The sequence below is a fragment of the Terrimonas sp. genome, assembly GCF_003075435.1.
Lineage (GTDB): Bacteria > Bacteroidota > Bacteroidia > Chitinophagales > Chitinophagaceae > Agriterribacter.
This window is the reverse complement of the sequence record NZ_QCZJ01000010.1, coordinates 41010-65301: the sequence shown is the minus strand read 5'-3', so window position 1 is coordinate 65301 and position 24292 is coordinate 41010. Positions and strand designations below refer to the sequence as shown.

Below are 24292 nucleotides of genomic sequence, written 5' to 3'. Positions count from 1 at the left end.
TGGTTGTAATTTGTTATCTCTGTTTTCTACCGTAACTTGTACAAATCCCTTTATATGCCGATTCAAAACATTGCTGAAGTAATTACCCGTCTTGATGCTATTGTTCAGCAAACCAAAACTGAAAAAAGCTGCTTTGGGTATTTTGCCGCTTTATATAAAAGAATGACCATAGCTGTTGATGAAGGTATAAAGCATAATCTTTTTGAAGATGGCAGCAGGATGGACAGGTTAGATGTTGTTTTCGCGCAGCGCTATATTGATGCATATGAAGCATACAAGGCCGGCGGGCAGTGTACATCATCGTGGAAGTTTGTTTTTGACAATTGCAGTAATAATGATCTTACCGTTGTGCAGCATATTTTACTTGGCGTAAATACACATATTAATCTCGATCTTGCTATTGCCACGGCCGAAATGGCTGACAAAAACGGGATAGATGCGTTACAAAATGATTTTAATAAGATAAACGACGTAATCGCCACATTAATTGATGATGTGCAGGAATGCCTTTCACAGGTTTGGCTGCCAATGCGGCTGCTGGATAAAATAGTATCCGGCAGGCATGTGCCTGTATTAAATTTCAGTATAGATAAAGCCAGAACGGCTTCCTGGAGCAGCGCACTTATACTGGCAGGACTGAATACAGAACAAAAGCAGTTTTACATCAACCAGATGGATACCGTTGTACTTCGCGTTTGCCAGGGCATAGCATCTCCAGGTTTATTAACAGGTATGATGTTGAAAGCTATACGCACAACAGAATATGATGATGCAGCCAGAACCATCAATCTTATTGATACAACAATTGTAGACTAAAACATTTAAAGTTCTTATGTTACCTGCAGTCCCGTAATGCTTATCAACTGCAGGGCGTCGCCTGCCAACCACACGTGGCCACTCATTAATATATAACTTTATTCAGCAAATCTTAAAGTTCTCAAAACCATTTAAAATATAAGCGTTCTTTCTTTCCTTCACGCATCCAGTAATTTGGGCACTTCGTTTGTAATACAAAATCATAAATATATTATCATGAAGCTCATCATCTGCTGCTTATTCAGCATCGCTGTATTGCCAGCTACAGCGCAACATAAAAAGGAACATAAGAAATGGGATAAAGAAAAAATGGCAGAATATATGCCATCACTAAGCCGCACCTTAGGCGGAAGTTTTCAAAAATTCAGCGGGCTTAACAACAGGCTGGTCAATCTCCCCCAATATGAACCATTAAAAAACTACACAGCCACCATCGGTCTTGGCTGGTTTAAAGAAAGAAACCGCATTATCTCTGATGCGGGCATAACATTGGGCAGCAGCATGAGCGCAAGGCGTGATGAAAAAAGCAGCACAATAAGGTATATAGGTTTTAATGCCAACATTGGCTATGACGTTCTGAAGAACGAACATATCACCTTATTTCCATTAGTCGGTTTAGGTTACCAGGGATACCAGTCAGTATTTTATAAGGATAATTCCCAGGTGGATTTTGATGATGTACTTGAATCTCCCATCGTGCAGCAAAACATTACGCCTGTAAAGTTTACCAATGGCTTTTTTGTGTATCGTGCAGGAGCCGGAGTATTATTCAAATCTCCAAAACATCCTGCTTCTATAGGTCTACAGGCAGGTTATACAGGTAGTTTTCAAAAACGTGCATGGAGAACCAATGATAGACAATCATTGGCCAATGCCCCGGAAGACCGGATAAGCCAGTTTTACTTTAATGTTGTGCTGATCAGTAATCCGTGGATGAGGATGAGAAAATAGGCTCATCTCCTATACTGCTAATTAGGGCTTGCTGTTTAACTCCATTTTGGTGATATGCTGATAAAGATCATTGTATATTCATGCATTGGTTATTAAATTGCTGCAAGGGTTTTGAATCAAATTTTTCAAAAACCATGCAGCTGTTTCGACATAATTAAATTTTACGAACCTTTTTTGCCTCCACAGCCGGCGGGCTGCGTAACCGGAACGCCGCTGCTTTTTGTCTTTTGAAAAAATATACTTCGCATTTTTTCAATTTCGCCTTCGGCGAAACCAGACAAAAAGCGGCGGCTAACCCGGTTACTGGTAAAAACTTAAAAAAATAAATGCCGGGAGTTAAACAGCAAGTCCTAATTATATAGTATGCCAGGCACAGGTTTTTCATTTATATATTCCGGCAACGGTAATGTAATGAGCAGCATATTTTTCCCTTGTTCTAAAGGAATATTCACACTGCCATTATAGGAATAAATTTTATCGCATAAAATATGCTGAAGCATTTCGTTTTTAAGACTTTCATCAATAGCGATGCCGTTATGTTTAATCTCTATCAGCAATTGTGATTTTATTTTAACCGTAATCTGCACCTCGGTTATATCCTTTCTGTAATTCAGCATTTTCAGCCATAATTCAATCGTCCGTATCAGAATTAATAATCTTTCACGGTCAGCTCTGATATTGCTTATATCAGGCAGGTTCAAAATGATTTTAAATGAGCAGGTAGCTGCTACACTTTTTACATATTCCGATACCATTTCGCCGGTATCCAATAACTGGTTGGCAAGCGGCGAAATTTTATAAGAAAGGTTACGGATATTATGCAATGTGTTATTCAATTGTTCTTTAGCAGACAGTATATAGCTCAATTGCTTTTCCGTTTTTTCCTTTTCTGCCATTTTCAGGTACATCAGGCTTGAAGCTATTTCCTGTGCAAATTGCTCATGCAGATCCCTGGCTATGACTTTTTTTTCATGCTCAATATCGCCAATATAGCGATTAATGGCATCACTCTTAAGTTTTATAATCTCGGCAGCCCTTTCCCGTATAACTATATTCCTCTTCCTTATTTCCAGCAATTTTGTAACCTGGCTTGATAACAGCACAAGATACCTGTGCTCGTCAGCAGACAGCGACCTGGGATTTCTGTCTGCTATACAAAGCGTTCCCAGTTTATGACCGGCAGGCGAAATAATAGGTGCCCCGGCATAAAACCTGATACGCAGCTCACCTGCCACACACGGATTATCAGAAAATCTTTCATCTTTCTCAGCATCTTCCACCACCATCACATCATTCTGTAAAATAGTATGTGCACAAAAAGAAAGCTCGCGTTTTGTAGAAGAAAAATCAATACCTCTTTTTGCCTTAAACCACTGGCGGTCTTTATCAATTAAAGTAACCAAAGAAATCGGGCATCCCAAAATGTGACTTGCGAGTTCAACCAGCTCATCAAAATCCGTTTCTGCATGTGTATCCAGTATATCATATGCATATAGATCCTGTAATCGCTGAAGTTCATTAAAAGGTAATGGTGCCGGCAGCATAAAGGTTGTTGTTTGCAGCAAAAACGTATGCTACAAACATAAAGTATCTTAGTTCATCTGCATATGCAGTTCTTTAGTCGAAATGTACATTTGATATTTACCCCGGTAAGAGTATATGCTTATGCTAAATAATCAATAACAGGTATTGTTACGGCAAAAATGATTTCCTGAATGAAGGCTGTTGCCTGTTACGGGTGGACTGTTCGTATGCGTATGCTATAGTGAGTAAGACAGGTTCGCTGTATGCTGTTCCAAAAAAAGAAATACCAACGGGGAGGGCATATACCAATCCGGCAGGAACGGTTATATGAGGATAACCGGTAACTGCTGCCGGTGCTGTCAGAAAAACATCTCCCCAGCGGTCGCCATATACCACATCAATACCACATGCCGGTCCCATCGTTAAGCCGCAAATAGCATCGAGCTTATTTTTCTGAATTACTTCATCAATTATTTTTTTTGATGCTATATGGCTTTGCTGATAGGCGTCTTTATATGCCTTACTCTCCAGGGATGCTTTCTGTTCCGAAGCTTCCAGTGTTTCCTGCTTAAAATATGGCATTGCCTTATCCTCATTAGCTCTATTAAAAGCAATTACCTCTGTAAGCGATTTTACTTTCGCGTTTGCCGAAGCCAGGTATTTATTCACCCCGTCTTTAAACTCATACTTCAATACATCTGATTCATATTTCCCCAATTTATCAATCGCATCGGCATATGCTATTTCGATAATTTCGGCGCCTTGTTTTTTTAAAACATCCAATGCCTTTTTAATGAGGGTATGCATGTACTGGTTATTACCCTGCGGGTTTCTATCAATGCCAATACGTTTGCCTTTTAAACCATTAGTATCTAAAAACTTTGTATAGTCCGTTAAAGCTTTCCCTTCACTTTGTTTTGTGGCAGCATCTGCTTCGTCTGTGCCTGTCATCGCACCCAATAAAATCGCTACATCCTTCACCGTTCTTGCCATTGGCCCGGAAGTATCCTGTGTAGCAGAAATAGGAATGATGCCGGAGCGGCTGATCAGCCCAACCGTAGGTTTTAAGCCTACGATCCCGTTTACAGCAGCCGGGCATGTAATAGAACCATCCGTTTCAGTGCCAACTGCAACAGTGCATAAATTAGCAGCAGCAGCCACACCGGAACCGGAGCTTGATCCACAGGGATTACGATCAAGTATATAAGGAGATTTTGTTTGTCCTCCACGGCTGCTCCAGCCTGAGCAGGAACTGGAAGACCGGAAATTTGCCCATTCGCTCAGGTTTGTTTTACCAATAATAACCGCCCCGGACTCTCTTAGCTTTTTTACCACAAATGCATCCTGCGAAGCAATATTTCCTTCCATTGCAAGTGAACCTGCTGTAGTTTGCATCTTATCTGCTGTATCAATATTATCTTTGATCAATACAGGAATGCCGTGCATTGCGCTTCTTATCTTACCGGTATTTCTTTCATCGTCCATTGCTTTTGCAATAGAAACGGCATCAGGATTTATTTCTATCACCGAATTAAGCTTCGGTCCGTTCTTATCAATAGCTTCTATACGCTGCAGGTATAATTTTGTTATTTGCTCCGAACTGTATTTCCCGGCTGCTATTTTTTCCTGTAGAGAACTTATTGTTTCTTCATCTAACTCAAACGAAGCAACTTCTTCACTTTCAGTCTTTGCCGGGATACCTGCCTTTTCTTTTGAACCATTACAGGCAGTAAGCAATGAGCTCAAGCCGGCAGTAGCAATAGTACTGTTGGTGATAAAATTTCTTCGTTTCATATATTGTTTACATTATTTCTTTATCAATGTATCAGCCAGTTGCATTATTTCATGCTGCCTGTTTGAAAATCCTTCTAACGGTTCTGCACCAGGCAGGTTATCCTGTTGGTATTTTTCTATTAATGGCAATGTGTATGCTATCTTCAATACTTTATGTAAATCTTTCAGGGTTGCTTCATTTTGCATTATATTTTTCACCAGGCTGTCGTGCCTGCTGGTTATGGAATCGTATTTTTTTATACTTGAAGATATCAGGATGCTGATATTTATTCTTAAGACACTATCAGTAATTTGTTTTGCATGAGCTGCTGCCGATTTATAATAGTTACCATTTTGATTATCAAAAGTGCTTATAGCAGCAAGAGAATCATCTTTACTTTTATATAACTCCTGTAAGCCAGATTCAAAATGATTTAATATTTCACTTGTATCGGCAATCTCTTTATATAACCCTTCTAAAATATCTTCTTCGCCGCGTTTCACAGCTTTTTCAATAGATATTTTTTTATTATCCAGCACTTTCGGCACTTGTTTTTTTCTGTTGGTATTACACGAGATACAAATCAGCACAATCAAACCTGCAAATATTTTTATTGGCATAATAATTAATTTTCAATGTCCTTCCTGGTACTAAATTAAGGAAGATTGATAAGCCTGAAAATGTAATAAATTATTTCAATCTAACCGTTGCCTGGGCCAGGCAATTACTTTTACCCCATCAGAAAAATGAGCAAGGTCTGGCTTCCTGCTCAAATTAATATCCCCTATTGTATATTCCGTCTCTAATTTTATTATCTCAACATCAAAAAGCTTCCAGGGTTTATGATGAATTTCATACCTGAAAGTATGAGAAGATTTATCAAAATACAAGCAATATCTTTCGGTAAGCCAGCGATCTAATTCTGTAGGACTATCAATCTCTGCTCCGATTTTAAAAGATATATCAAACTGAAACTGCTTTTGAATATTCACAGAAGCATACATTTGACACTCATCATTGCTTCGTTTGATAACAGCCTTTGTATAAGGCAGTCCTGATAGATGTTTAGCAAAAAAAACTGATAAAAGTTTTTCTGCTTCAATACTTAAAAAGTAGACCCCGGGTTTATTGTTTTTTGTTACATAAGTTCTCACATTGATTTCATGAAAATCGGATATCGCAGCAATGGGCGGTAACAATCCCGGTTTAATTTTCTCCATTGTAAATGCTACCAGAGAAACCCAGCTGTCTCCGCCAAAAGTATCTACAGTAATATTGGAAGGCACAAGCCGCTCCAATTCGTCTTGATGTACCTGCCAGTGTAAGAATATCACATTATTCCATTCCTGGTAATAGCGCCAGGCAGTATCCGGAATTTCCCAGGGTCTGTGGGAAATATCAGCAAGAATATGGTCTGGGTCAATCATCAATAAAAATATCTGTAAAGTATTTTATAATTACTCCTTAAACTCATAAAATCTCACCCAGTCAATTTCCATTTCAACAGGTAAGTCAGCAGGGTCAACCTTTCCTACCCAATTGCCACCCAACTGCATATCCAGCAGCAGGTAATATTTGTATTTATCAAAGGGGTACTGCCCTTCTTTATCTGTTTGAATGCGTGGATAGGCAAAGGTTCTTTTGCTATTAATAAAGAACACCAGGCTATCGCGGTGCAGCTCTACCGCGTAAGTATTAAAATCAAGCGGGTTTATGGGGCCGGTTGCACCTTGTTTGGGCTCCTTGATTTTAAGCGTATAAGTATAGTGAGAATGCACGGTTTGATAAGCAATACTGTCAAAATTCAATCTTTCCATTATATCAATTTCACCACCATCCGGCCAACCCATTCCCTGCGATAATAACCAGAAAGCCGGCCACGCTCCTCTTGCACCATTCAGCTTTGCCTGTATTTCAAGTCGTCCAAAACCAAAACTAACTTTGTCTTTCGTATATATACCGCCTGTTAAATATCTTGCTGTATCATTTGGCAGGCTATTGTTTATTATGCCACGCAAAATCATTTTCCCGTCATGCATAGCATAGCAAGAATCAAAATCACTCATATATTTTTGCCAATCTGCTCTTCCTCTTGGTATTTTAGACCAGCGGGCAGTATCGAAAGCATTTGTTTGATCAAAGTTTTCCTCCCATTTCAATACAGGTTTTTGTGCTCTTCTTTGAGCATAACAGGTTGTTGACATTATCACCAGGCTGAATAAACTGTATAGAACTGCCTTTTGCATATCCTCAATTTAATATTTTCCACAAATAATCCTTTATTATTTTCCTGGCAGATGTGATTGAAACTTTCGTTTTGTACAAGTCCCACAGTAGTAAAGATATGAGCCTACGTAATTTTTCCAGGAGCTTTCTCCTTATATCCGTTAAACCACTTGTACCATTATAAGGTTTTTTATTACTATCTTTCCTGTCAATCCCATAACCAATAATGAAAAGTTTACTGTTTACTATTTTCCTTACAATTGCTTTCCTGGAGCTTGCCGCACAAAAATGTGGTTCATTATATTTTTCTTCCGGTAAAAAAACTATTCAGTTAGCCAGCTATACCAGACGAGGTGATGATGATGGACAGATAGTATATAAAATATCTAATATCTCTGTAAAAGGCAATACAAGCTCCTCACAAATTAATGTGCAGATATTCGACAAACTACAAAAACTGATTGGCAGCAATATTTGTAATGTAAAATGCAACGGAAATATTCTTTTGCTTGATATGAAATTTTTTCTTCCTCAACAGCAAATAGAGCAATTCAAAAATGCAGCAATTAAAGAAAAAGCAGCTTTTCTCGAATATCCCATAGCATTACAACCTGGCGACAGGCTTAAAGATGGCATTTTTGAAATGGAAGCTGATAAAAACGGTTTAGAACTTATATTAAAAATGGAGATAACCGAAAGAGCAGTAGCCGGCAAGGAGAAAGTTTCAACATCAGCGGGAGCGTGGGATTGTTTTGTTATAAAGTCAACAACAAAGCTTAGTATCAAAACTGGTCCGATATCTATTCCTATCCAGTTTGAAACTACTGAATGGTTTAATCCTTCAGCAGGTATTATTAAAACCACAAACAGCACAGGTTATACTGAGATAGTTGCCATAAATTAAAAGCCTGTTTCTGTAAATTGATTATTACAAACTTCTGCATCAATTTATCATAATATCAATTCACCATCTTTGGTTGGCTTAAGCTCCACACGTGAGGGAACGATAAATACCCCGGTTGGGTAAAGTTTTTTTACGCGGAACATTAACTTATCTGCATCTTCTCTCTTCAAGAAATTGCCAATCTGAATTTTGAAATAAGGAGAATGGTATATGAGGTATGTTTTTTCTCCGGGGAACTCGTTCAATAATTTCGTTTTAATGTCCAAAGCTTTATTGCGATCGTTTGTATTGATTACCTGTATCCGGTAGCCCTGCATATTGCGTATTGTTTTCAGGTATACTTCTTCATTAATATCCTTATTCCTTTTTACAAGTATGTCAATACGCGGGTCTTTTTGAACAGTAATATTTTTCAGTGTATCAGTATCTATCGTTTGAGCATTCAGCGTAAGACTGAAACACACTATTAAAAAAAATAAGCCTGCCTTCATATACCACGATGTTTAAAATTAAGGATAGGATGCTAATATAACCTGAATTATAATTATACCGGTAATGAACTTTGTTAAAAGAATATAAGTTACTAACCCGTCATTGATTGTTTAACAATATCAACACCCGCGCTGCAACCAAGCCGGTCTGCACCTGCTTCAATTAATTGGTTGGCAAAATCGTAGGTTTTAATACCTCCGGATGCTTTTATTTTAACATAAGCCGGCAGGGTCTTGCGCATTAATTTCACCGCCTCAACCGTTGCACCCCTTTCAGCATAACCTGTTGAAGTCTTTACAAAATCTACGCCGGCCACACCATACATTTCGCAACACCGAATAATTTCCTGGTCTGTTAAAATACCGCTTTCTATAATCACTTTCAGGCACCTGTTGCTATTCCTGATTATAGGCAGTATAGTATTGATCTCCTGTGCAATGTATCCCCAGTCGTTATTTTTAACAGCGGAAATATTCATTACCATATCCAGTTCATCTGCACCATCCACTATAGCCAATACTGTTTCAGCAACTTTAGCTTCAATGGCTGAATATCCAAAGGGAAAGCCAATAACTGTGGCAACTTTTATATGGGTGGATGCTAATAATGCTTTTGCTGTTTTAACAAATAATGGCGGTACACATACTGCGGCAAAATGATATTGTATTGCTTCTTTACAAAGCTTCTCAATATCCGCCAGGATAGTGGTTGGTCTTAAAATAGTATGATCTATGTAGGAAGATATGTTCAATGGTTGTTTTATTTAAGCTATCAGCTATTAGCAGTCAGCTATCAGCGCCCACTATGGTTACACTAAAAGCTGACACCTGTTACCTGATAGCTGATGCCTGATACCTCTACGCATCCTTCCCATGACACTGCTTATACTTCTTACCGCTGCCGCAAGGGCAAGGATCATTGCGCCCTATCTTTGGCCCCACTTTTACAGGTTCCTGCTTAACAGGCGGCGCTGAAGGATCGAAATAGTCATTTTCATTTGCCGCGTAATCATCGCCCCTTGCATCTATTTCATCCTTATTCACCTTCATCTTGCTCATGTCGGTTTTTTGCTCCCTGCCTTCGCGTATCTGGTTCACGTTTTGTTCAGCAGGTATACCCGCGTGTGTAAGGAATGAAACAATATCCCTGTTTACATCACCATCCATATTGCGGAACATTTCAAAAGCAGTGGTTTTATAAATTACCAGCGGATCCTTTTGTTCATATACTGCTGTTTGCACACTATGCTTCAGGTCATCCATGGCACGCAGATGTTCCTTCCATGCCTCATCAATTACTGCAAGTGTAATGGTTCTTTCCAGGGCGTTTGCTAATTCAAGCCCCTGGGAGTCGAGTGTTTTGCGCATATTGGATAATACCTGTATCCCTTTCTTGCCATCAGAAAACGGCACAATCACGTTTTCAATATGATTGCCCTGCATCAACTTGATATTCTGGAATACCGGCATTGCCTGCCTGGTAATAGCACCTTTACGTTCCTGGTAATGCGCAGATGCTTCATTGTATAATTTCTCCGCTACATTGTTGAGGTCATCCTTCTTAAATTCATCATGTGTAATAGTAGTATCAATACCAAAATGTATAATGGCGGCGAGTTTAAATCCTTCATAATCGTCCTGCTCACGGAAAGAATTTACCAAACCTTCACCAACACTGTAGAAAGCATTGTCAAGGTCAAGCGCGAGCCTTTCACCAAACAGCGCGTGTTCGCGTTTTGTATATACTACATTACGCTGCTTGTTCATTACATCATCATATTCCAGCAGGCGTTTACGTATACCAAAGTTGTTTTCTTCTACCTTTTTCTGGGCACGTTCAATACTCCTCGTGATCATGCTATGCTGAATAACCTCACCTTCCTTATAGCCCATCCTGTCCATCATGGAAGCGATGCGATCGCTGCCAAACATGCGCATCAGATCATCTTCAAGCGATACATAGAACTGTGAAGTACCGGGGTCACCCTGGCGACCTGCACGGCCTCTTAACTGCCTGTCTACACGGCGTGATTCATGGCGTTCCGTACCAATGATCGCCAAACCTCCCGCTTCTTTAACGCCGGCCCCGAGCTTTATATCCGTACCACGACCGGCCATGTTGGTAGCAATGGTTACAGCGCCTGCCAAACCGGCCTCCTGAACTACCTGCGCCTCTCTTGCGTGCTGTTTTGCATTTAATACATTATGGGGGATTTTTCTTGATTGCAGCATCTTGCTCAGCAATTCACTTACCTCAACCGATGTAGTACCCACGAGTGTCGGGCGTCCGCTGTTGCGCAATTTTTCTATTTCTTCAATAACGGCTTTATATTTTTCGCGCTTGGTTTTGTAAACCAGGTCCTGTTCGTCCTTACGTGTTACAGGTATATTGGTTGGAATAGAAACCACATCCAGCTTATATATGCTCCAGAACTCACCTGCTTCTGTTTCCGCCGTACCCGTCATACCTGCAAGCTTGTGGTACATACGGAAGAAGTTTTGCAGTGTGATGGTAGCATAAGTTTGCGTTGCCGCTTCTACCTTCACATTTTCCTTTGCTTCTATTGCCTGATGCAAACCATCACTATACCTGCGGCCTTCCATTATACGACCGGTTTGCTCATCTACTATTTTAACCTGTCCCTCAATTACGATATATTCTACATCTTTTTCAAATAGCGCATATGCTTTCAGCAATTGCTGTACAGTGTGAATACGATCAGCTTTCTGTCCATATTCATTCAGTACATTTTCTTTTTTCAATAATTTTTCGTCTGTGCTGTCATTGCTTTTTTCTATATCAGATAACAGTATGCTTAAATCAGGTAATATAAAAAAATTAGGATCTTCACCTGAGCGAGTAATATATTGTAGCCCTTTCTCGGTTAATTCTACCTGGTTGTTCTTTTCATCAATGTGAAAGTATAATTCATCATCAACAATATGCATTTGCTTTTGCTGATCTGCGAGATAGTAATTTTCAGACTTTTGGAGTTTTACCTTAATGCCAGGCTCACTTAAATATTTAATAAGCGCTGTATGCTTTGGTAAGCCTCTGAATGCACGCATCAACCAAAGCCCGCCTTCCTTTGCATCGTCTTTTCCTTCAGCAATCAGTTTTTTTGCTTCTATGAGTGCCTTATTTACAATTTGCTTTTGCGCCTCAATCAATTGATGCACTCTTGGCTTAAGCTGAATATACTGCTGATCATCCCCGCCTTTAGAAACAGGACCTGAAATGATAAGCGGTGTACGGGCATCATCAATCAATACACTATCCACCTCATCTACCATTGCATAATGGTGTTTGCGCTGCACCATTTCATCAGGATTATGTACCATGTTATCGCGCAGGTAATCAAAACCAAATTCATTATTGGTACCATATGTAATGCTTGCCTGGTAGGCTTTGCGGCGATCGGCGCTATTCGGATAATGCCTGTCAATACAATCAACCGTTAAACCAAGGAATTCATATATGGGACCATTCCACTCAGAGTCACGTTTTGCGAGATAATCATTCACCGTTACAATATGTACGCCCTCATCTGCAAGCGCGTTAAGGTAAGCGGGTAAAGTAGATACCAGCGTTTTACCTTCACCGGTAGCCATCTCCGAAATTTTACCCTGGTGCAATACTATACCACCCAGCAACTGCACATCGTAATGCACCATGTTCCAGGTTATTTCATTACCACCAGCCAGCCATTTATTTTTATAAACAACCTTGTCGCCGTTAATGATAATATTTGGCTTTTTAATGCTTAATTCCCTGTCAAGTTCTGTAGCCGTAGCTTCAAGTTCGCTGTTTTGAGCAAATCTCCTCGCTGTTTCTTTTACAACTGCAAAAGCTTCCGGTAAAATATTGCTCAGCGCTTCTTCAATTTTTTCATTCCTCTTTTTGGCCAGTTTGTCTACCTGCTGGTATATTTCATCCTTCTGCACTATTTCATTAAAAGGAAGCGCTTCAGCTTTACTCTTTAGTTCAGCAACTTCATTATCTATGTCAGCAATATGCTGTTTAATCCTTGTTTTAAATTCTGCAGTCTTACCTCTTAATTCATCGTTGGTTAAACTGCTGTAAGAAGCGAAATGCTGGTTTATGGTGGCAACTAAAGGTGTAATGACTTTCATATCCTTTTCCGACTTGTTCCCGCCAAAAAGCTTCGAAATAAATTGCAACATGTTGAGAATGTATTATAAATGAGTTTTTTGTATTGTTTTTTATGTCAAATATAATGCTGCTTTTAACAACAGCCATATTGACAGAAAGGGGACAAAGGTAAGAAAACTACCAAAGAAGGAAGGTAAAGAGTTTTAAGACTTTATGACTGTTTTGCGAATCTTTAACCATGCCGGATTTATATCTTCCGCAATAGTCTTGAAGGCAGCAGTAAGATGGATTTGATCAATGATAATACGCCCTCAACTGCGAAGCCCATTATACGGAATGGTATTAATATTAACCAGATAACAGGATATAGCACCAATGCGAGTATCGCCAGCGGAGCACATATAACAAAGAGTATAAGCCAAAGCAAGAAAGTGATCATAGTAAATAAGTTTCGGGTTTGTAGTTTATAGTTCATGGTTTGTAGTTTATGGTTGGAAAGTCTAAAACCATAAACTATAAACTACAAACCACAAACCTTCTCTCTCGCTAAATTACATTGCAGCATAAAAACACGGGGGGAAATTATGATAAACGGCAGGTTACTTAGACACCTGGAATTTACCTGACTCAACTATTCTTCCACCGGCATCGCGCAACTGGAAAATATATACACCGCGATTAAAATCATTCAGGTTTACGAGGTTTGTTGTCGAAGTATTTTTTATTTCATACACTTTTTTACCCATGAAATTAAATATCTGGAGTGTATAAGATGAGCCTTTGGGCAATTCGAACGTGATATTTGTAGTAGCGGGGTTAGGATAGAATTTTACGAGTCTTACTGCCGATGATTCCCTGGCGGCAACAGCAAATTTTTCCTGCGAAGAGCCGGAAAAATGTAAGATAAGCGCCAGTAAAAATGTCAGCGTAAAATTTTTCACCATATAAAAGTACACATTATCCTCAAATAGTAACGTAAATTTTGTACACGCCAGTATAGTTCCGCAATTTATAAATGGTAATTAACCAAACATTTTCAGGCTGTTAGGCTCAGAATCTTGGACAGCGGATAATGTCTTTCGTGCTGCCATTGCTGTTTAAAAAGCCGGTATAGCTTAAGGATAATTCAAAGCCACCCCTGCCCTGGCTGGCGGTGCGCAACTCAGATATATTCATATCATAACTAAATGCTATGGAAAAAGGATTGTAATCAAGCTTTACAACAGGTATAATAGCATCACCCCATCTTAAATAAGCGCCGCCATGTATAATATAGTCCGGCACAATTTCATCACCAATTTTCCTGGAAAACATTGCACCGCCAATCCATTCTTTAAAAGGACCCTGAATACTCACATCAGCGTTTAAAGTAATATAGGACAATTCACCCATTGCGGTTCTTAAGCCTGCCGAGCCAACCCATTTGGGCATATGCTGCAATGAAGCGTAAAAACTGTTTACAGGTTTATTAAAGTGATGATAAGCCATCCCTACATAAAAGTTATTATTCTTATTTTCTCCGATAGATGAATTATAGCTCATTCCCACGCCTGCATCAAAGTAAGAATAATTGGCAAGAAAGGTTTCTCCGTCAGGCAGGGAGCCGTTATACCCAAAGCCATCATACTGGTTATTGGTAGTAACTTTTGAACGATCTAACCTGCGTGATACCCAGCCTCCAATAAAGCCCAGGGAGAGGTACCTGTTCTTATCGCCGCTTAATGATTTGTGATAATTTACAACAGGCAGGAGATGCGTGGTATTTAATGCAACCGTGCCTGCCTTATCCCATAAAACCTGTAAGCCTGCCGTAACAAAATCATCACCCCTGCCAACGCCAAATTTATATTGCCCGCTCAAAGAGCCGGTTTGATAGGGTACTGTAACACTTCCCCATTGGTTGCGGTAAACCATCTGTACTTTCACATCTCCTTCAAACAACCCTGCCAATGCCGGGTTACGAACCAGCGGCGCTTCAAAAAATTGTGAAAAATGAAGATCCTGCGCTTTAACAGACATCACTATAATCATAGCGGCAATACTGAGCGTAATGCGCAAATGAAAATTATGTTTGAAATATGTGTTCAGTTTGGTAAGCATAATTTAGTGCTATCTGATTAATGTTACATTCCCTTTTAATGTTACGATCTGCGAATTATCACAAACAAATTCTACCACATATACATATACATCAGAAGGAGCCATTGCAGTGCCTGTATTTCCTCTCCATCCTGAAGAAGCATCATTGGCAGTAAAGCCTCGCTTGTCAAAAACAAGTGCACCCCAACGATTATATATTCTCATAGATTGAACCCGCGCTAACCCCCTTCCTCTTGGATAAAATACATCATTCATACCATCGCCATTTGGTGAGAATGTATTGGGCACAAAATAATTTTCAGCAGTGCAGGCTACGGTAACTATAATATCAGCACTGCTTGTGCACGTATTGCTGTCTGTTACGTTAACGGTGTAGGTAGTTGTTTTAGCAGGGCTGGCTACAGGCACAGCACAATTGGCACAACTCAAAGCAGATGGAGGAGTCCAGGTATATGTTTGTATACCGCTGCTGTAAGATACCGGCATAGCGGTTTGACCGCTAACAGGAATAGTTATATCCTGCGTTGTAATTACAGGAAGCGGCGCAACATTCAGCGAAAGTGAATCTGTGCGCTTGCAGTTAAGGCTATTCGTTGCGGTTAGTGTAACCAGGTAACTGCCCGTTTTTTCATAAGTAAGCTGGTTATCCTGTTCTGCTGAGGTTCTTCCATCGCCAAAATTCCAGTTCCATGTAATAGCAGTATCTGCCTGCACCAGCACAGCGTTAAAATTCAACTGCCTGCTCACACAGGTAATCGCATCCATATCAATAACAGGGTCAGGGGTACGCAATACGTGAACCGTATCTGTAAACGTAGAAACACAATTACTATTTGTAGTAACGGTTAATGATACCGGGTATAGCCCTGGTTGTGTAAACAGATGCGCTGCAGGTGTCATATCGCCAGAAGTACCGCCATCACTGAAATTCCATGCATAAGATGTGATTGGCGCATCATTGGTAATGGTAAAGTTTGTAAGATATATTGTTCCGGAATCACAGAATTTCTTCTGATCAATATTGAATACCGGCACTGCTCCTTTTATATTTATGCTTGAGCCACCAGCTACACTCACCTGGCAGCCTGTAGGGTCTTCTAAAAATACAGAAGGACGATAAGCATTGGGATAATTATACAAATGCTGCAAACTGGTTTGCCCGGATGAATCTGTGATGCCATCCCCATACATAAACTTAAAGTCTGTTCCCGAGGGTGTTGCTATGTTAAAATCAACCATTAATTCATTACATGCAAATGACGGAACAGTATAATTTATCTGGGTTGCAGCATTCGGATTATATACATTGATCTGGTGAGCGGCTGAGTCAACACAGCCGCCATAACCCTTTACAAACAGTTTTGCAGTATAGCTGCCATAAGTGTCATAAAAATGTTTCGGGTTTGCTAAAGTTGATTGCGTGCTGTCTCCAAAATCCCAGTAAAAGGATTCAAAGTTTTCTCCTTTTGCAAAAAACTTTGTTTCCAGCAGCCCGCAAACAGATACGGTATCCTGGATATCAAACGCAGCAACCGGCGCTTTTACGTCAATATAATCAGTGCGGATCAAAGAATCTGTACAACCTAATGTATCCGTTACTACAAGTTTCACCGTATATATTCCTTCTGTGTACACTGCAGATGGATTACGGTCTGTAGAAGTTTGACCATTTCCCAATGTCCATACATATTTTAATCCAACTCCCGCAGAAGAGTCATTAAGATGTAAAGCGGGACCGGGGCAAAACATAGGTGTATTGGTTCCGAATGAGGCTTTTGGAGCAGTTACCAATATATTCGCCGGCAAGGTATAGGCAGCAGTACATCCTGCGTCATCTTTAAGTGTAAGTTTTACGGCATATGAGCCTGCTGTTGTATACTGATGTGTAAATGGAGCGGCTGCAGATGTTTCCGTATTACCATCGCCATAGTCCCACAACCATTCGGTTATGCCTGCATCAGCAACAGAACCATCATTAAAAGTTACTGTAGTGTTTTCACACACACCAGGTGCATCTGCCGTAAATAATGCTACCGGCTGACTTACTATAATGGTTTGAGAACTGGTGTCTACACAATTATACTTATCTGTAACAACCAGTGAAATTTTTTGTTGACCGGGAGAGGCAAACAATGTATCAAAAGATTTTCCCCTGTCAAACGATGACCCGCCAACAGTCCAGTGGTATGATGCAACATTCACACTATCCTCTAAGGCAGTAAGGGTAATGGATTCGTTCAGGCAGACTTTCTCCTTTGAAACAGTAAAGTTCTTTTCTATTGGGTCGAGATATAATTTCTGAATTTTTACGCTCTCACATCCACCGCTATTTTTTATGGTAAGTTTTACAGTATACTCCCCGGGAGATGCGTAAGGATGTAGACCGGGATTTTGGTTGGTATCGCTTTGCCCATCACCAAAATCCCATTCATAGGTTACCGGGTCACCTGCTTTAATCAAAGAGATGTCGGTAAAAGTTACCTGTAAACGGTTATTGCAATCAATATCTGCTTTAAATTTTGCAACCGGTGCGGGAATGGTAATAAAATCTGTTTTGGGAACCGGTGCAGCCCAACATCCATTATTCCCTGCCATTAATGTTACTGAAATTTTTCCTGTATCCTGGAAAACATGCGCAGGATTTGCTAATGTTGATGTATCTCCATCACCAAAATTCCATAACCATTGGTTAGCGCCCGGCGCATTTGCAGTAAATTTTACTGTATCAGATGAGCATGATAAGGTTAATGGAGCAGCGGAAAAATCAACGGATGCAGGTGCATCACCAACAGTTACCGTTCTTGGTATTTGCTGTACGCAACCGCCATTTGTGGTAATGGTTAATACAACATTATAAACTCCTATGTTTGGATAATTATGAGAGGGGTTAGTGCCTGTTGAAATATTCCCATCACCCCAATCCCATGAATAAGAAGCTATACCATCTGGTGAGGTTGCCGTTACTACCGGGCTAACAGCAAGCGGTCTGCACCCGCCCCTGGGTAAATTGGATATATTGATAGTTGCAGGCGTAATTTTTACAAAGTTTGCTTTTGTAATTATCGCTTCACAACCCGTGGCCGTAGTAACCGTTAACGTAACACTATAGTTACCCGGCTTTTGGTATTCATGTGAAGGGTTCTGGTCTGTTGAGATCGTACCATCTCCAAAATCCCATTTCCAGTCAGTTGTATTGGGTGTGGTATTTTGAAAATTAACCGTGAGCGGCGCGCCACAACCAATATTACCTGTTGCTGTAAAATCTACCGCAGGCTTTACAATCTTTATCACTCTCGCTACAGAATCAGCACAATCAGCATATTTGCTGATAAGCTTTACGGTGTAATTATTAACGGCTGAATATGCTTTAACAGGCGATAAATCCCCGGATTGTGTGCCATCTCCAAAATCCCAAAGTGTTGTTACCGCACCGGGCGCTGATACATTCTGAAAAACCACCTGCTGGTTCACACAAGCGCTGTCGGGTATATTCATTGCAGTAGCAAAGGTGGTAACCGGAATAGTGCTGTCAATAGTCGACACACACCCATAGCTGCTGGTGGTAGTAAGTTTTACCTGGAAGTTGCCATTGCTGTTATAAATATTAGATGGATCCTTATCAGTGGATGTATTACCATTACCAAAATCCCATTGATACGTTAATGTGCCCGGGCCGCTGGATTCATTGGTAAATACAACATTAAAAGGCGGTTTACATTCTGCCGGCGGAGTGCTGGCAAAATTCGCCTCAATACCTGCAACCATTCTTATATACCTGTTTCGCCCGCTTCTTCCAACACAACCATTGCTGCTGGTTGCTGTTAGTGCAACATTGTAATAACCTGTTTCAGTATAGCTATGCTGTGGATTTTGTGAAGAAGATGTTCCTCCATCACCAAAATCCCAGGCATACGAGGAAATTGTACCATCCGTTGTTGTAGCATTACCGGTAAAATTTATTGCAGCGGGTATGCAGGCTGTTGTGGCATCTGCAGAAAACGATACAACAGGCGAAGGATATACAGTAATATATGCCTCTTTTGTAACGCCATTTGCGCCATTTGAATTACGAACAACCAATTTAACAGTATATGTTCCCGGCTGAGAAAATGTTACACGGGGATTTTGGGTATTGGAAAGCTGGCCATTTCCAAAATCCCAATCCCAGTATTTTGGATTGCCTGTGGATAAATCTTTAAAAGACACACCAAGCGGCGCACACCCCGAAACTACTGAAGCTGAAAAATCTGCAACAGGCGTCTGTGCAAAAACGGTTAGCCCGGTAAGAAGTACGAATATGGTATTGAAAAATCTTTTTTTCAAGCAAATATGATTTAATAAAGGGTGCGGATACCTATGCCTTGGGTTGCATGGGCGGCAAAACTATCGCATTTTTTGTTCAGAAATTTACAGGAAAGCAATTATACTTTCAGAGGAGTGGATTGATGGTTTTATAACCGGAATTATATACGTTATCCCTGAAAACAAAGTTGGATACCGCAGTTTTATATATCAGCTTTTCTTTACCAGCTTCAAAAATGCAACCCTGCTGCTGTTAAATGGTGTAGCGTTAAGGGATTTTGTGGTATTGTTACTGATCTTCCATACACCATTTAACTTTTTCAACGGATCATCAGCGCCTGAAAAATTGGCTGTAATGGTAAGGTCATTTGTATTGCCTACCCATGTGCCCTGCTGCTCACCGTTGCTTTTATAACCAAATACTTTGCCATCTGCAGTAAATTGAAACTCATAACCTTCAAACATGGCGGTAACATCATCCGTTTCATTCTCCGTAAATTTTTCCACAATCCATTTGCCATCTGTCATGACTTTAATAATATACTGTGTTCCAATTTCTTCTTTTATTTTTTTACAACTTATTGAAGCAGATATTGCAACAGATAATAGTATATAAATAAATGATGCATGGGACCATTTCATAAACACAGGTTTTAAAAGCCGTAAATACCTGCATATTTATCGGTTAAATATGCTAACAAATACGATTGTTGTAACGTTTCGCCGGTTGCCTTATTGCATAATTCACCACTGGTATACATTCTACCATATTGATATACATTTGCTTGAAGCCATTGATGTATGTCATTATAATTCCCTTTATTAATTAATGCCTTTAATCCCGGATATTTTTTCTGTATATGCTTAAAAAACTGTGCCGCATATAAGCTTCCGAGGCTGTATGTAGGAAAATATCCAAAACTACCGTGGCTCCAGTGGATATCCTGCAGGCAACCCCGTTTATCATCAGGTACATTTACGCCGAGATAAGTTTTATACTTCTCGTTCCAGAAACCGGGTATATCTTTTACCGCAAGTGTTCCGTCAATCACTTGTTTTTCCACCTCATACCTTATCATTACATGAAAATGATAAGTAAGCTCGTCTGATTCGGTACGGATCAATGACGGTTGTACTTTATTAACGGCGGCATATACCTGTTCCGCACCAACATTTCTTAATTGCGGGAAATATTGAAGCATCAGCGGGAAATTATGCTGCATAAATTCCATGCTCCTGCCTACACAGTTTTCCCAAAGCCTGCTTTGAGATTCGTGAATGCCCAGTGAACAATATTCACCTAACGGCAAACCATATTGATCTGTTGGCAAACCCTGCTCGTATAATGCATGTCCGCCTTCATGGAGGCAACTCCATGTCATAGATGTAAAATCATTTTCATCTATGCGGGTGGTTACCCTTACATCCTCAGCACTGAAATTGGTGGTAAACGGATGTTCTGATATATCCTGGCGACCGGCCTCAAAATCAAATCCCATCTGCTTCAGCATATCAATCCCAAACTTCCATTGATCGTCTTTATTAAAATGCTGGTGAAGAAAGCTGTCATCCGGAGCAGACTTACGCTGAATTTTTTCAAGTAATTTTTTCAAAGGTTCCCGCAGGTTGCCAAATAAGCCATCCAGCCATTGCACTGTTGCGCCTTTTTCAAATTCATTCAACAGCGCGTCATAAGGATGTTGCTTAAAGCCAAGCAATTGTGTTTCTTCTTTTTTTAGATCAACCAATACGCTCAAATCTTTTTCAAAAACTTTAAAGTCATTTTGCTTTCTTGCTTCTATCCACGAGTGATAACTTTTACTTGTTGCTTCTGATAGTTTACGAACGAATGCTGAACTATATTTCTGGTTTTTATTATAGTCTTCTGAAGTAAGCTCAATATTACGGCGCTGTTTTTCATTCAGTGACGGATCATTGCTTAACTGGTCAAGCAATTTACCCAGCTTTTCATCTGTAAACATTTGATGCGAAATTTCGCTGAGCGTTGCCATCTGTTGCCCTCGGAAAGCGGCGCCTTTTGGAGGAAGGTAGGTTTCCTGGTCCCATTGCAAAACTGCCAAAGCAAATTTTACATCCGCTATTTTGCGCATATGATCTGCATAATCCTGGTACATATTTTTGTCTGGCATAATCCTGGTTTTGTGTTTATAATGCTCAGCGGGCAGTAATTAGCTTTCAGCGGTCAGGTATCAGCTTTCAGCCGGTCACCTTCCACCTTCCTCCTTCACCACAAAGGTTTCCCATCCATCATATTTAGCAGAATATTTCACCGCAAGTTCCCACAGGTACAGAGTTACTTTATCAATACTGTTATAATCCACTCTATCAATACGGCTTATCTGCAAAGTATACGGACGGTCATTTACACCTATTTCTTTACCGGCGTTTTCAACCGTAAAGCCATTATCCTGCACGGTGAAAGCATATTCCTTCCTGTCTTTTTCTGTTTTAAAAAAAATAAAATGATTTATTTTTCTTGGAGCAGTCAAAACATCTCCTTTTTCTTTCAGATTATCCACCACCCGCCTGTTTTTCATTGATTCAAGCTGCTTACCACCGGGATACAGCACATTAAAATAATTGCTGTAACCGGTATCTGTTTGCGCTTTTGCCAGCCACGATATATGCATTGGATCAAGCACTTCGGCTATGGCTAACCGGTAGTTTGATGTGTCATTACTGTAAAAATAAAAATCCCGCTTGCCATCTTTTGTAAACCGGCCGGTATACATAGCCTGCAGCTTGCCGGTAAGCTGCTCCACCAACCGGTCTTCCACTATATTCAATTTTTTAAGCTGGTTTTCTGCAGGCATGCCGTTGGTTCGTATACTATCCACCCTTATGCGAATAATGATTGCATTAGGCCTTAGCCTGGCTTCTGCAGAGCCACCAAAAGCGAGGTCAACCATTACAGAGCTCAGGTGATCGCTAAATTCATTTACATAAGTATCCCAATCTTCACGATACTGCGCGTTTACCCCACACACCATCAACAAACCCCAACAAAAAGCAATAATTTTTTTCATTGTAAATGCATCCAAAATTTTTCGCAGCAAAGTAATGGCTATTTTTATATTAGTTTTTACAGATATGAAAATTAAAGACATCATTAACGTTTTGGAATCTGTTGCGCCCCCGGCATTACAGGAGTCGTATGACAATGCAGGATTGCTTACCGGCAATCGCGAAGAAAAATGTACCGGCATACTCTGCACACTCGATAGCACGGAAAGTGTAATTGAAGAAGCTATCGCACAAAAATGCAACCTGGTTATAGCACATCACCCTGTTATATTCAGGGGACTAAAACGCATTACCGGTAAAAATTACGTAGAGCGCACTATTATCAAAGCCATCAAACATGATATTGCCATTTATGCCATTCATACCAATCTCGATAATATACTTACCGGTGTAAATGGCAAGATGGCCGACCGGCTGGGATTGATAAACCGGCAAATATTACTGCCTAAAAATGCTGTTCTGAAAAAATTGTACACATTCGTGCCGCAATCTCATGCGGAAAAGCTGAGACAGGCTTTATGGGATGCCGGTGCCGGCTATATCGGCAATTATAGTGAATGCAGTTTTAATACAGAAGGAACCGGCACTTTTAAAGGGGGCGCCAATACCACCCCCTTTGTGGGAGAAAAGGATAAGCTTCATTACGAGAAGGAAATGAAGATAGAAGTAATATTTCCCGGCTGGCTGCAATCACGTATTATTCCGGCGCTTATAAGCGCCCATCCTTATGAGGAACCGGCTTTTGACATTATTGCCCTGGACAATCAGCATGCCGGCGTCGGCTCCGGTTTAACAGGTTCTCTGCCTGAACCCATGGAAGAAAAAGCCTTTTTAAATCTCATAAAGCAAAAATTTGACCTGCAGGTTATCAGGCATACACCGTTAACAGGCCGCCCAATTCAGAAGGTTTCCCTTTGCGGAGGCTCAGGTAGTTTCCTCATTCCCAATGTATTAGGCGCAAATTCAGATATATATATCACCGCTGACATAAAATATCACGAATTTTTTGATGCCGACGGAAAGATAGTTTTGGCAGACATAGGTCACTTTGAAAGTGAACAATTTACTATTGAGCTGCTATATGATATTTTGGTGGAAAAATTTCCTACCTTTGCCGTCCTTAAAACGGCGGTAAACACTAACCCGCTGGTTTATTTCGCCTAACATTAAAGCTATAAGCATATATGCCTAACGTAAAAGAATTCTCTGTAGAAGAAAAGCTTTCTTCACTTGTTTCTCTCCAAAAAGTTGATTCAAAGTTAGATGAGATCAAAATACTGAAAGGAGAGCTTCCTATGGAAGTACGTGACCTTGAAGATGAAATCCAGGGATTGCATGCAAGACAAACCCGCGTTGAAGAAGAAATAAACGGTATACAGGAGTTTATAGAGCAGAAGAAAAATGTGATCAAAGAATCACAGGCTTTGGTAAAGAAATACGAAAAGCAAAGTGAAAATGTAAAAAATAACCGTGAGTTTGAAGCCATCAACAAAGAAATGGAACTTCAGAACCTGGAAGTAAAACTTGCGGAAAAACATATTAAAGACGCCAACGAAGAAATAGCTGATAAAGCCCGCTTACTGGAAAGCGCTAAAAAAGCGGTTGCCAATAAAGATGGTGTTTTAAAGCATAAGAAAGGTGAGCTGGAAAAAATTATCGCTGATACTGAAAAAGAAGAGAACGAATTCAGCACTATTGCTGCCGAAGCAAAAGAAAAAGTAGAGTCACGTTTACTGGCTTCATACGAACGTATCCGCAAAAGCTATAGAAATGGTTTAGCCATTGTGCCGGTATTGAGAGACGCCTGCGGTGGTTGCTTCAACGCAATCCCTCCTCAAAGGCAGAGTGAAATACGCCAGCGCAAAAAAATTATTGTTTGCGAAAACTGCGGACGTATATTGATTGACGAAGACCTTTATAACAGCATAGAAGCAAAGTAGAATATTACACATAATATTATCAGAGGCATCATGAAAATGATGCCTTTTTTAGTATGTATGGTCTCCGAACCATGTGGTGCTGTGCAAAGCGCCCCTGACTGCCGT

Annotated in this window: 20 protein-coding genes; 5 read left to right on the top strand and 15 right to left on the bottom strand. The window is 40.2% G+C overall.

What is annotated here, in order from left to right; translation table 11 throughout:
• Window positions 1-54 precede the first annotated feature (54 nt).
• A complete protein-coding gene (locus DC498_RS12450; RefSeq protein WP_116874491.1) occupies window positions 55-816 on the top strand; it encodes a DUF5995 family protein in 762 nt (253 codons plus the stop codon).
• A gap of 216 nt (window positions 817-1032) precedes the next feature.
• The gene (locus tag DC498_RS12445) at window positions 1033-1767 is read left to right on the top strand and encodes a hypothetical protein (protein WP_116874490.1); all 735 of its coding nucleotides are present in this window, start codon (window positions 1033-1035) and stop codon (window positions 1765-1767) included.
• 350 nt (window positions 1768-2117) lie between these two features.
• Here DC498_RS12445 and DC498_RS12440 read toward each other — a convergent pair whose 3' ends face one another.
• From DC498_RS12440 to DC498_RS12420, 5 genes are all read right to left on the bottom strand, one after another.
• Window positions 2118-3311, bottom strand: coding sequence for a sensor histidine kinase (locus DC498_RS12440; RefSeq protein WP_116874489.1), 1194 nt, complete (start codon window positions 3309-3311; stop codon window positions 2118-2120).
• 148 nt (window positions 3312-3459) lie between these two features.
• A complete protein-coding gene (locus tag DC498_RS12435; protein WP_116874488.1) occupies window positions 3460-5085 on the bottom strand; it encodes an amidase in 1626 nt (541 codons plus the stop codon).
• 12 nt (window positions 5086-5097) lie between these two features.
• The gene (locus DC498_RS12430) at window positions 5098-5685 is read right to left on the bottom strand and encodes a hypothetical protein (protein ID WP_116874487.1); all 588 of its coding nucleotides are present in this window, start codon (window positions 5683-5685) and stop codon (window positions 5098-5100) included.
• A 75-nt stretch (window positions 5686-5760) separates the two neighbouring features.
• Window positions 5761-6492, bottom strand: a complete 732-nt coding sequence (locus DC498_RS12425) for a YqjF family protein (protein ID WP_116874486.1) — start codon at window positions 6490-6492, stop codon at window positions 5761-5763.
• A 30-nt stretch (window positions 6493-6522) separates the two neighbouring features.
• Window positions 6523-7311 (bottom strand): glycoside hydrolase family 16 protein, encoded by a 789-nt coding sequence (locus DC498_RS12420; protein ID WP_116874485.1) that lies wholly within the window; start codon window positions 7309-7311, stop codon window positions 6523-6525.
• 206 nt (window positions 7312-7517) lie between these two features.
• On the opposite strand from DC498_RS12420, the gene DC498_RS12415 reads away from it, so the two are divergent.
• The gene (locus DC498_RS12415) at window positions 7518-8195 is read left to right on the top strand and encodes a TapB family protein (protein WP_116874484.1); all 678 of its coding nucleotides are present in this window, start codon (window positions 7518-7520) and stop codon (window positions 8193-8195) included.
• Between the two features lie 47 nt (window positions 8196-8242).
• Here the strand turns inward: DC498_RS12415 and DC498_RS12410 are convergent, their stop codons facing one another.
• The 10 genes from DC498_RS12410 to DC498_RS12365 form a co-directional block, all read right to left on the bottom strand.
• Window positions 8243-8686: an SPOR domain-containing protein gene (locus tag DC498_RS12410; protein WP_116874483.1), complete on the bottom strand. Its 444-nt coding sequence runs from the start codon at window positions 8684-8686 to the stop codon at window positions 8243-8245.
• Between the two features lie 92 nt (window positions 8687-8778).
• Window positions 8779-9438, bottom strand: a complete 660-nt coding sequence (gene deoC / locus DC498_RS12405) for a deoxyribose-phosphate aldolase (RefSeq protein ID WP_116874482.1) — start codon at window positions 9436-9438, stop codon at window positions 8779-8781.
• Between the two features lie 106 nt (window positions 9439-9544).
• Window positions 9545-12871 carry a preprotein translocase subunit SecA gene (secA, locus tag DC498_RS12400; RefSeq protein WP_116874481.1) on the bottom strand — a complete coding sequence of 1109 codons (3327 nt, stop codon included), beginning with the start codon at window positions 12869-12871 and terminating at the stop codon, window positions 9545-9547.
• A 176-nt stretch (window positions 12872-13047) separates the two neighbouring features.
• Complete coding sequence (locus DC498_RS12395; protein ID WP_206197600.1) at window positions 13048-13275, bottom strand: hypothetical protein; 228 nt, start codon at window positions 13273-13275, stop codon at window positions 13048-13050.
• 124 nt (window positions 13276-13399) lie between these two features.
• The gene (locus tag DC498_RS12390) at window positions 13400-13744 is read right to left on the bottom strand and encodes a T9SS type A sorting domain-containing protein (RefSeq protein ID WP_116874479.1); all 345 of its coding nucleotides are present in this window, start codon (window positions 13742-13744) and stop codon (window positions 13400-13402) included.
• Between the two features lie 106 nt (window positions 13745-13850).
• On the bottom strand, window positions 13851-14900 hold the full coding sequence (locus tag DC498_RS12385) for a PorP/SprF family type IX secretion system membrane protein (RefSeq protein WP_116874478.1): 1050 nt from the start codon (window positions 14898-14900) through the stop codon (window positions 13851-13853).
• A gap of 9 nt (window positions 14901-14909) precedes the next feature.
• On the bottom strand, window positions 14910-19223 hold the full coding sequence (locus DC498_RS12380; RefSeq protein ID WP_116874477.1) for a PKD domain-containing protein: 4314 nt from the start codon (window positions 19221-19223) through the stop codon (window positions 14910-14912).
• A gap of 189 nt (window positions 19224-19412) precedes the next feature.
• Window positions 19413-19844, bottom strand: a complete 432-nt coding sequence (locus DC498_RS12375) for a hypothetical protein (protein WP_116874476.1) — start codon at window positions 19842-19844, stop codon at window positions 19413-19415.
• An 11-nt stretch (window positions 19845-19855) separates the two neighbouring features.
• Complete coding sequence (locus DC498_RS12370) at window positions 19856-21352, bottom strand: carboxypeptidase M32 (RefSeq protein WP_116874475.1); 1497 nt, start codon at window positions 21350-21352, stop codon at window positions 19856-19858.
• 75 nt (window positions 21353-21427) lie between these two features.
• A complete protein-coding gene (locus DC498_RS12365) occupies window positions 21428-22249 on the bottom strand; it encodes a DUF695 domain-containing protein (RefSeq protein WP_133176840.1) in 822 nt (273 codons plus the stop codon).
• 64 nt (window positions 22250-22313) lie between these two features.
• Here DC498_RS12365 and DC498_RS12360 point away from each other — a divergent pair, with 64 nt between their 5' ends.
• Both DC498_RS12360 and DC498_RS12355 read left to right on the top strand, forming a co-directional pair.
• Window positions 22314-23411 (top strand): Nif3-like dinuclear metal center hexameric protein, encoded by a 1098-nt coding sequence (locus DC498_RS12360; protein WP_206197599.1) that lies wholly within the window; start codon window positions 22314-22316, stop codon window positions 23409-23411.
• Window positions 23412-23431: 20 nt separating this feature from the next.
• Window positions 23432-24187 carry a zinc ribbon domain-containing protein gene (locus DC498_RS12355; RefSeq protein ID WP_116874472.1) on the top strand — a complete coding sequence of 252 codons (756 nt, stop codon included), beginning with the start codon at window positions 23432-23434 and terminating at the stop codon, window positions 24185-24187.
• Window positions 24188-24292 lie beyond the last annotated feature (105 nt).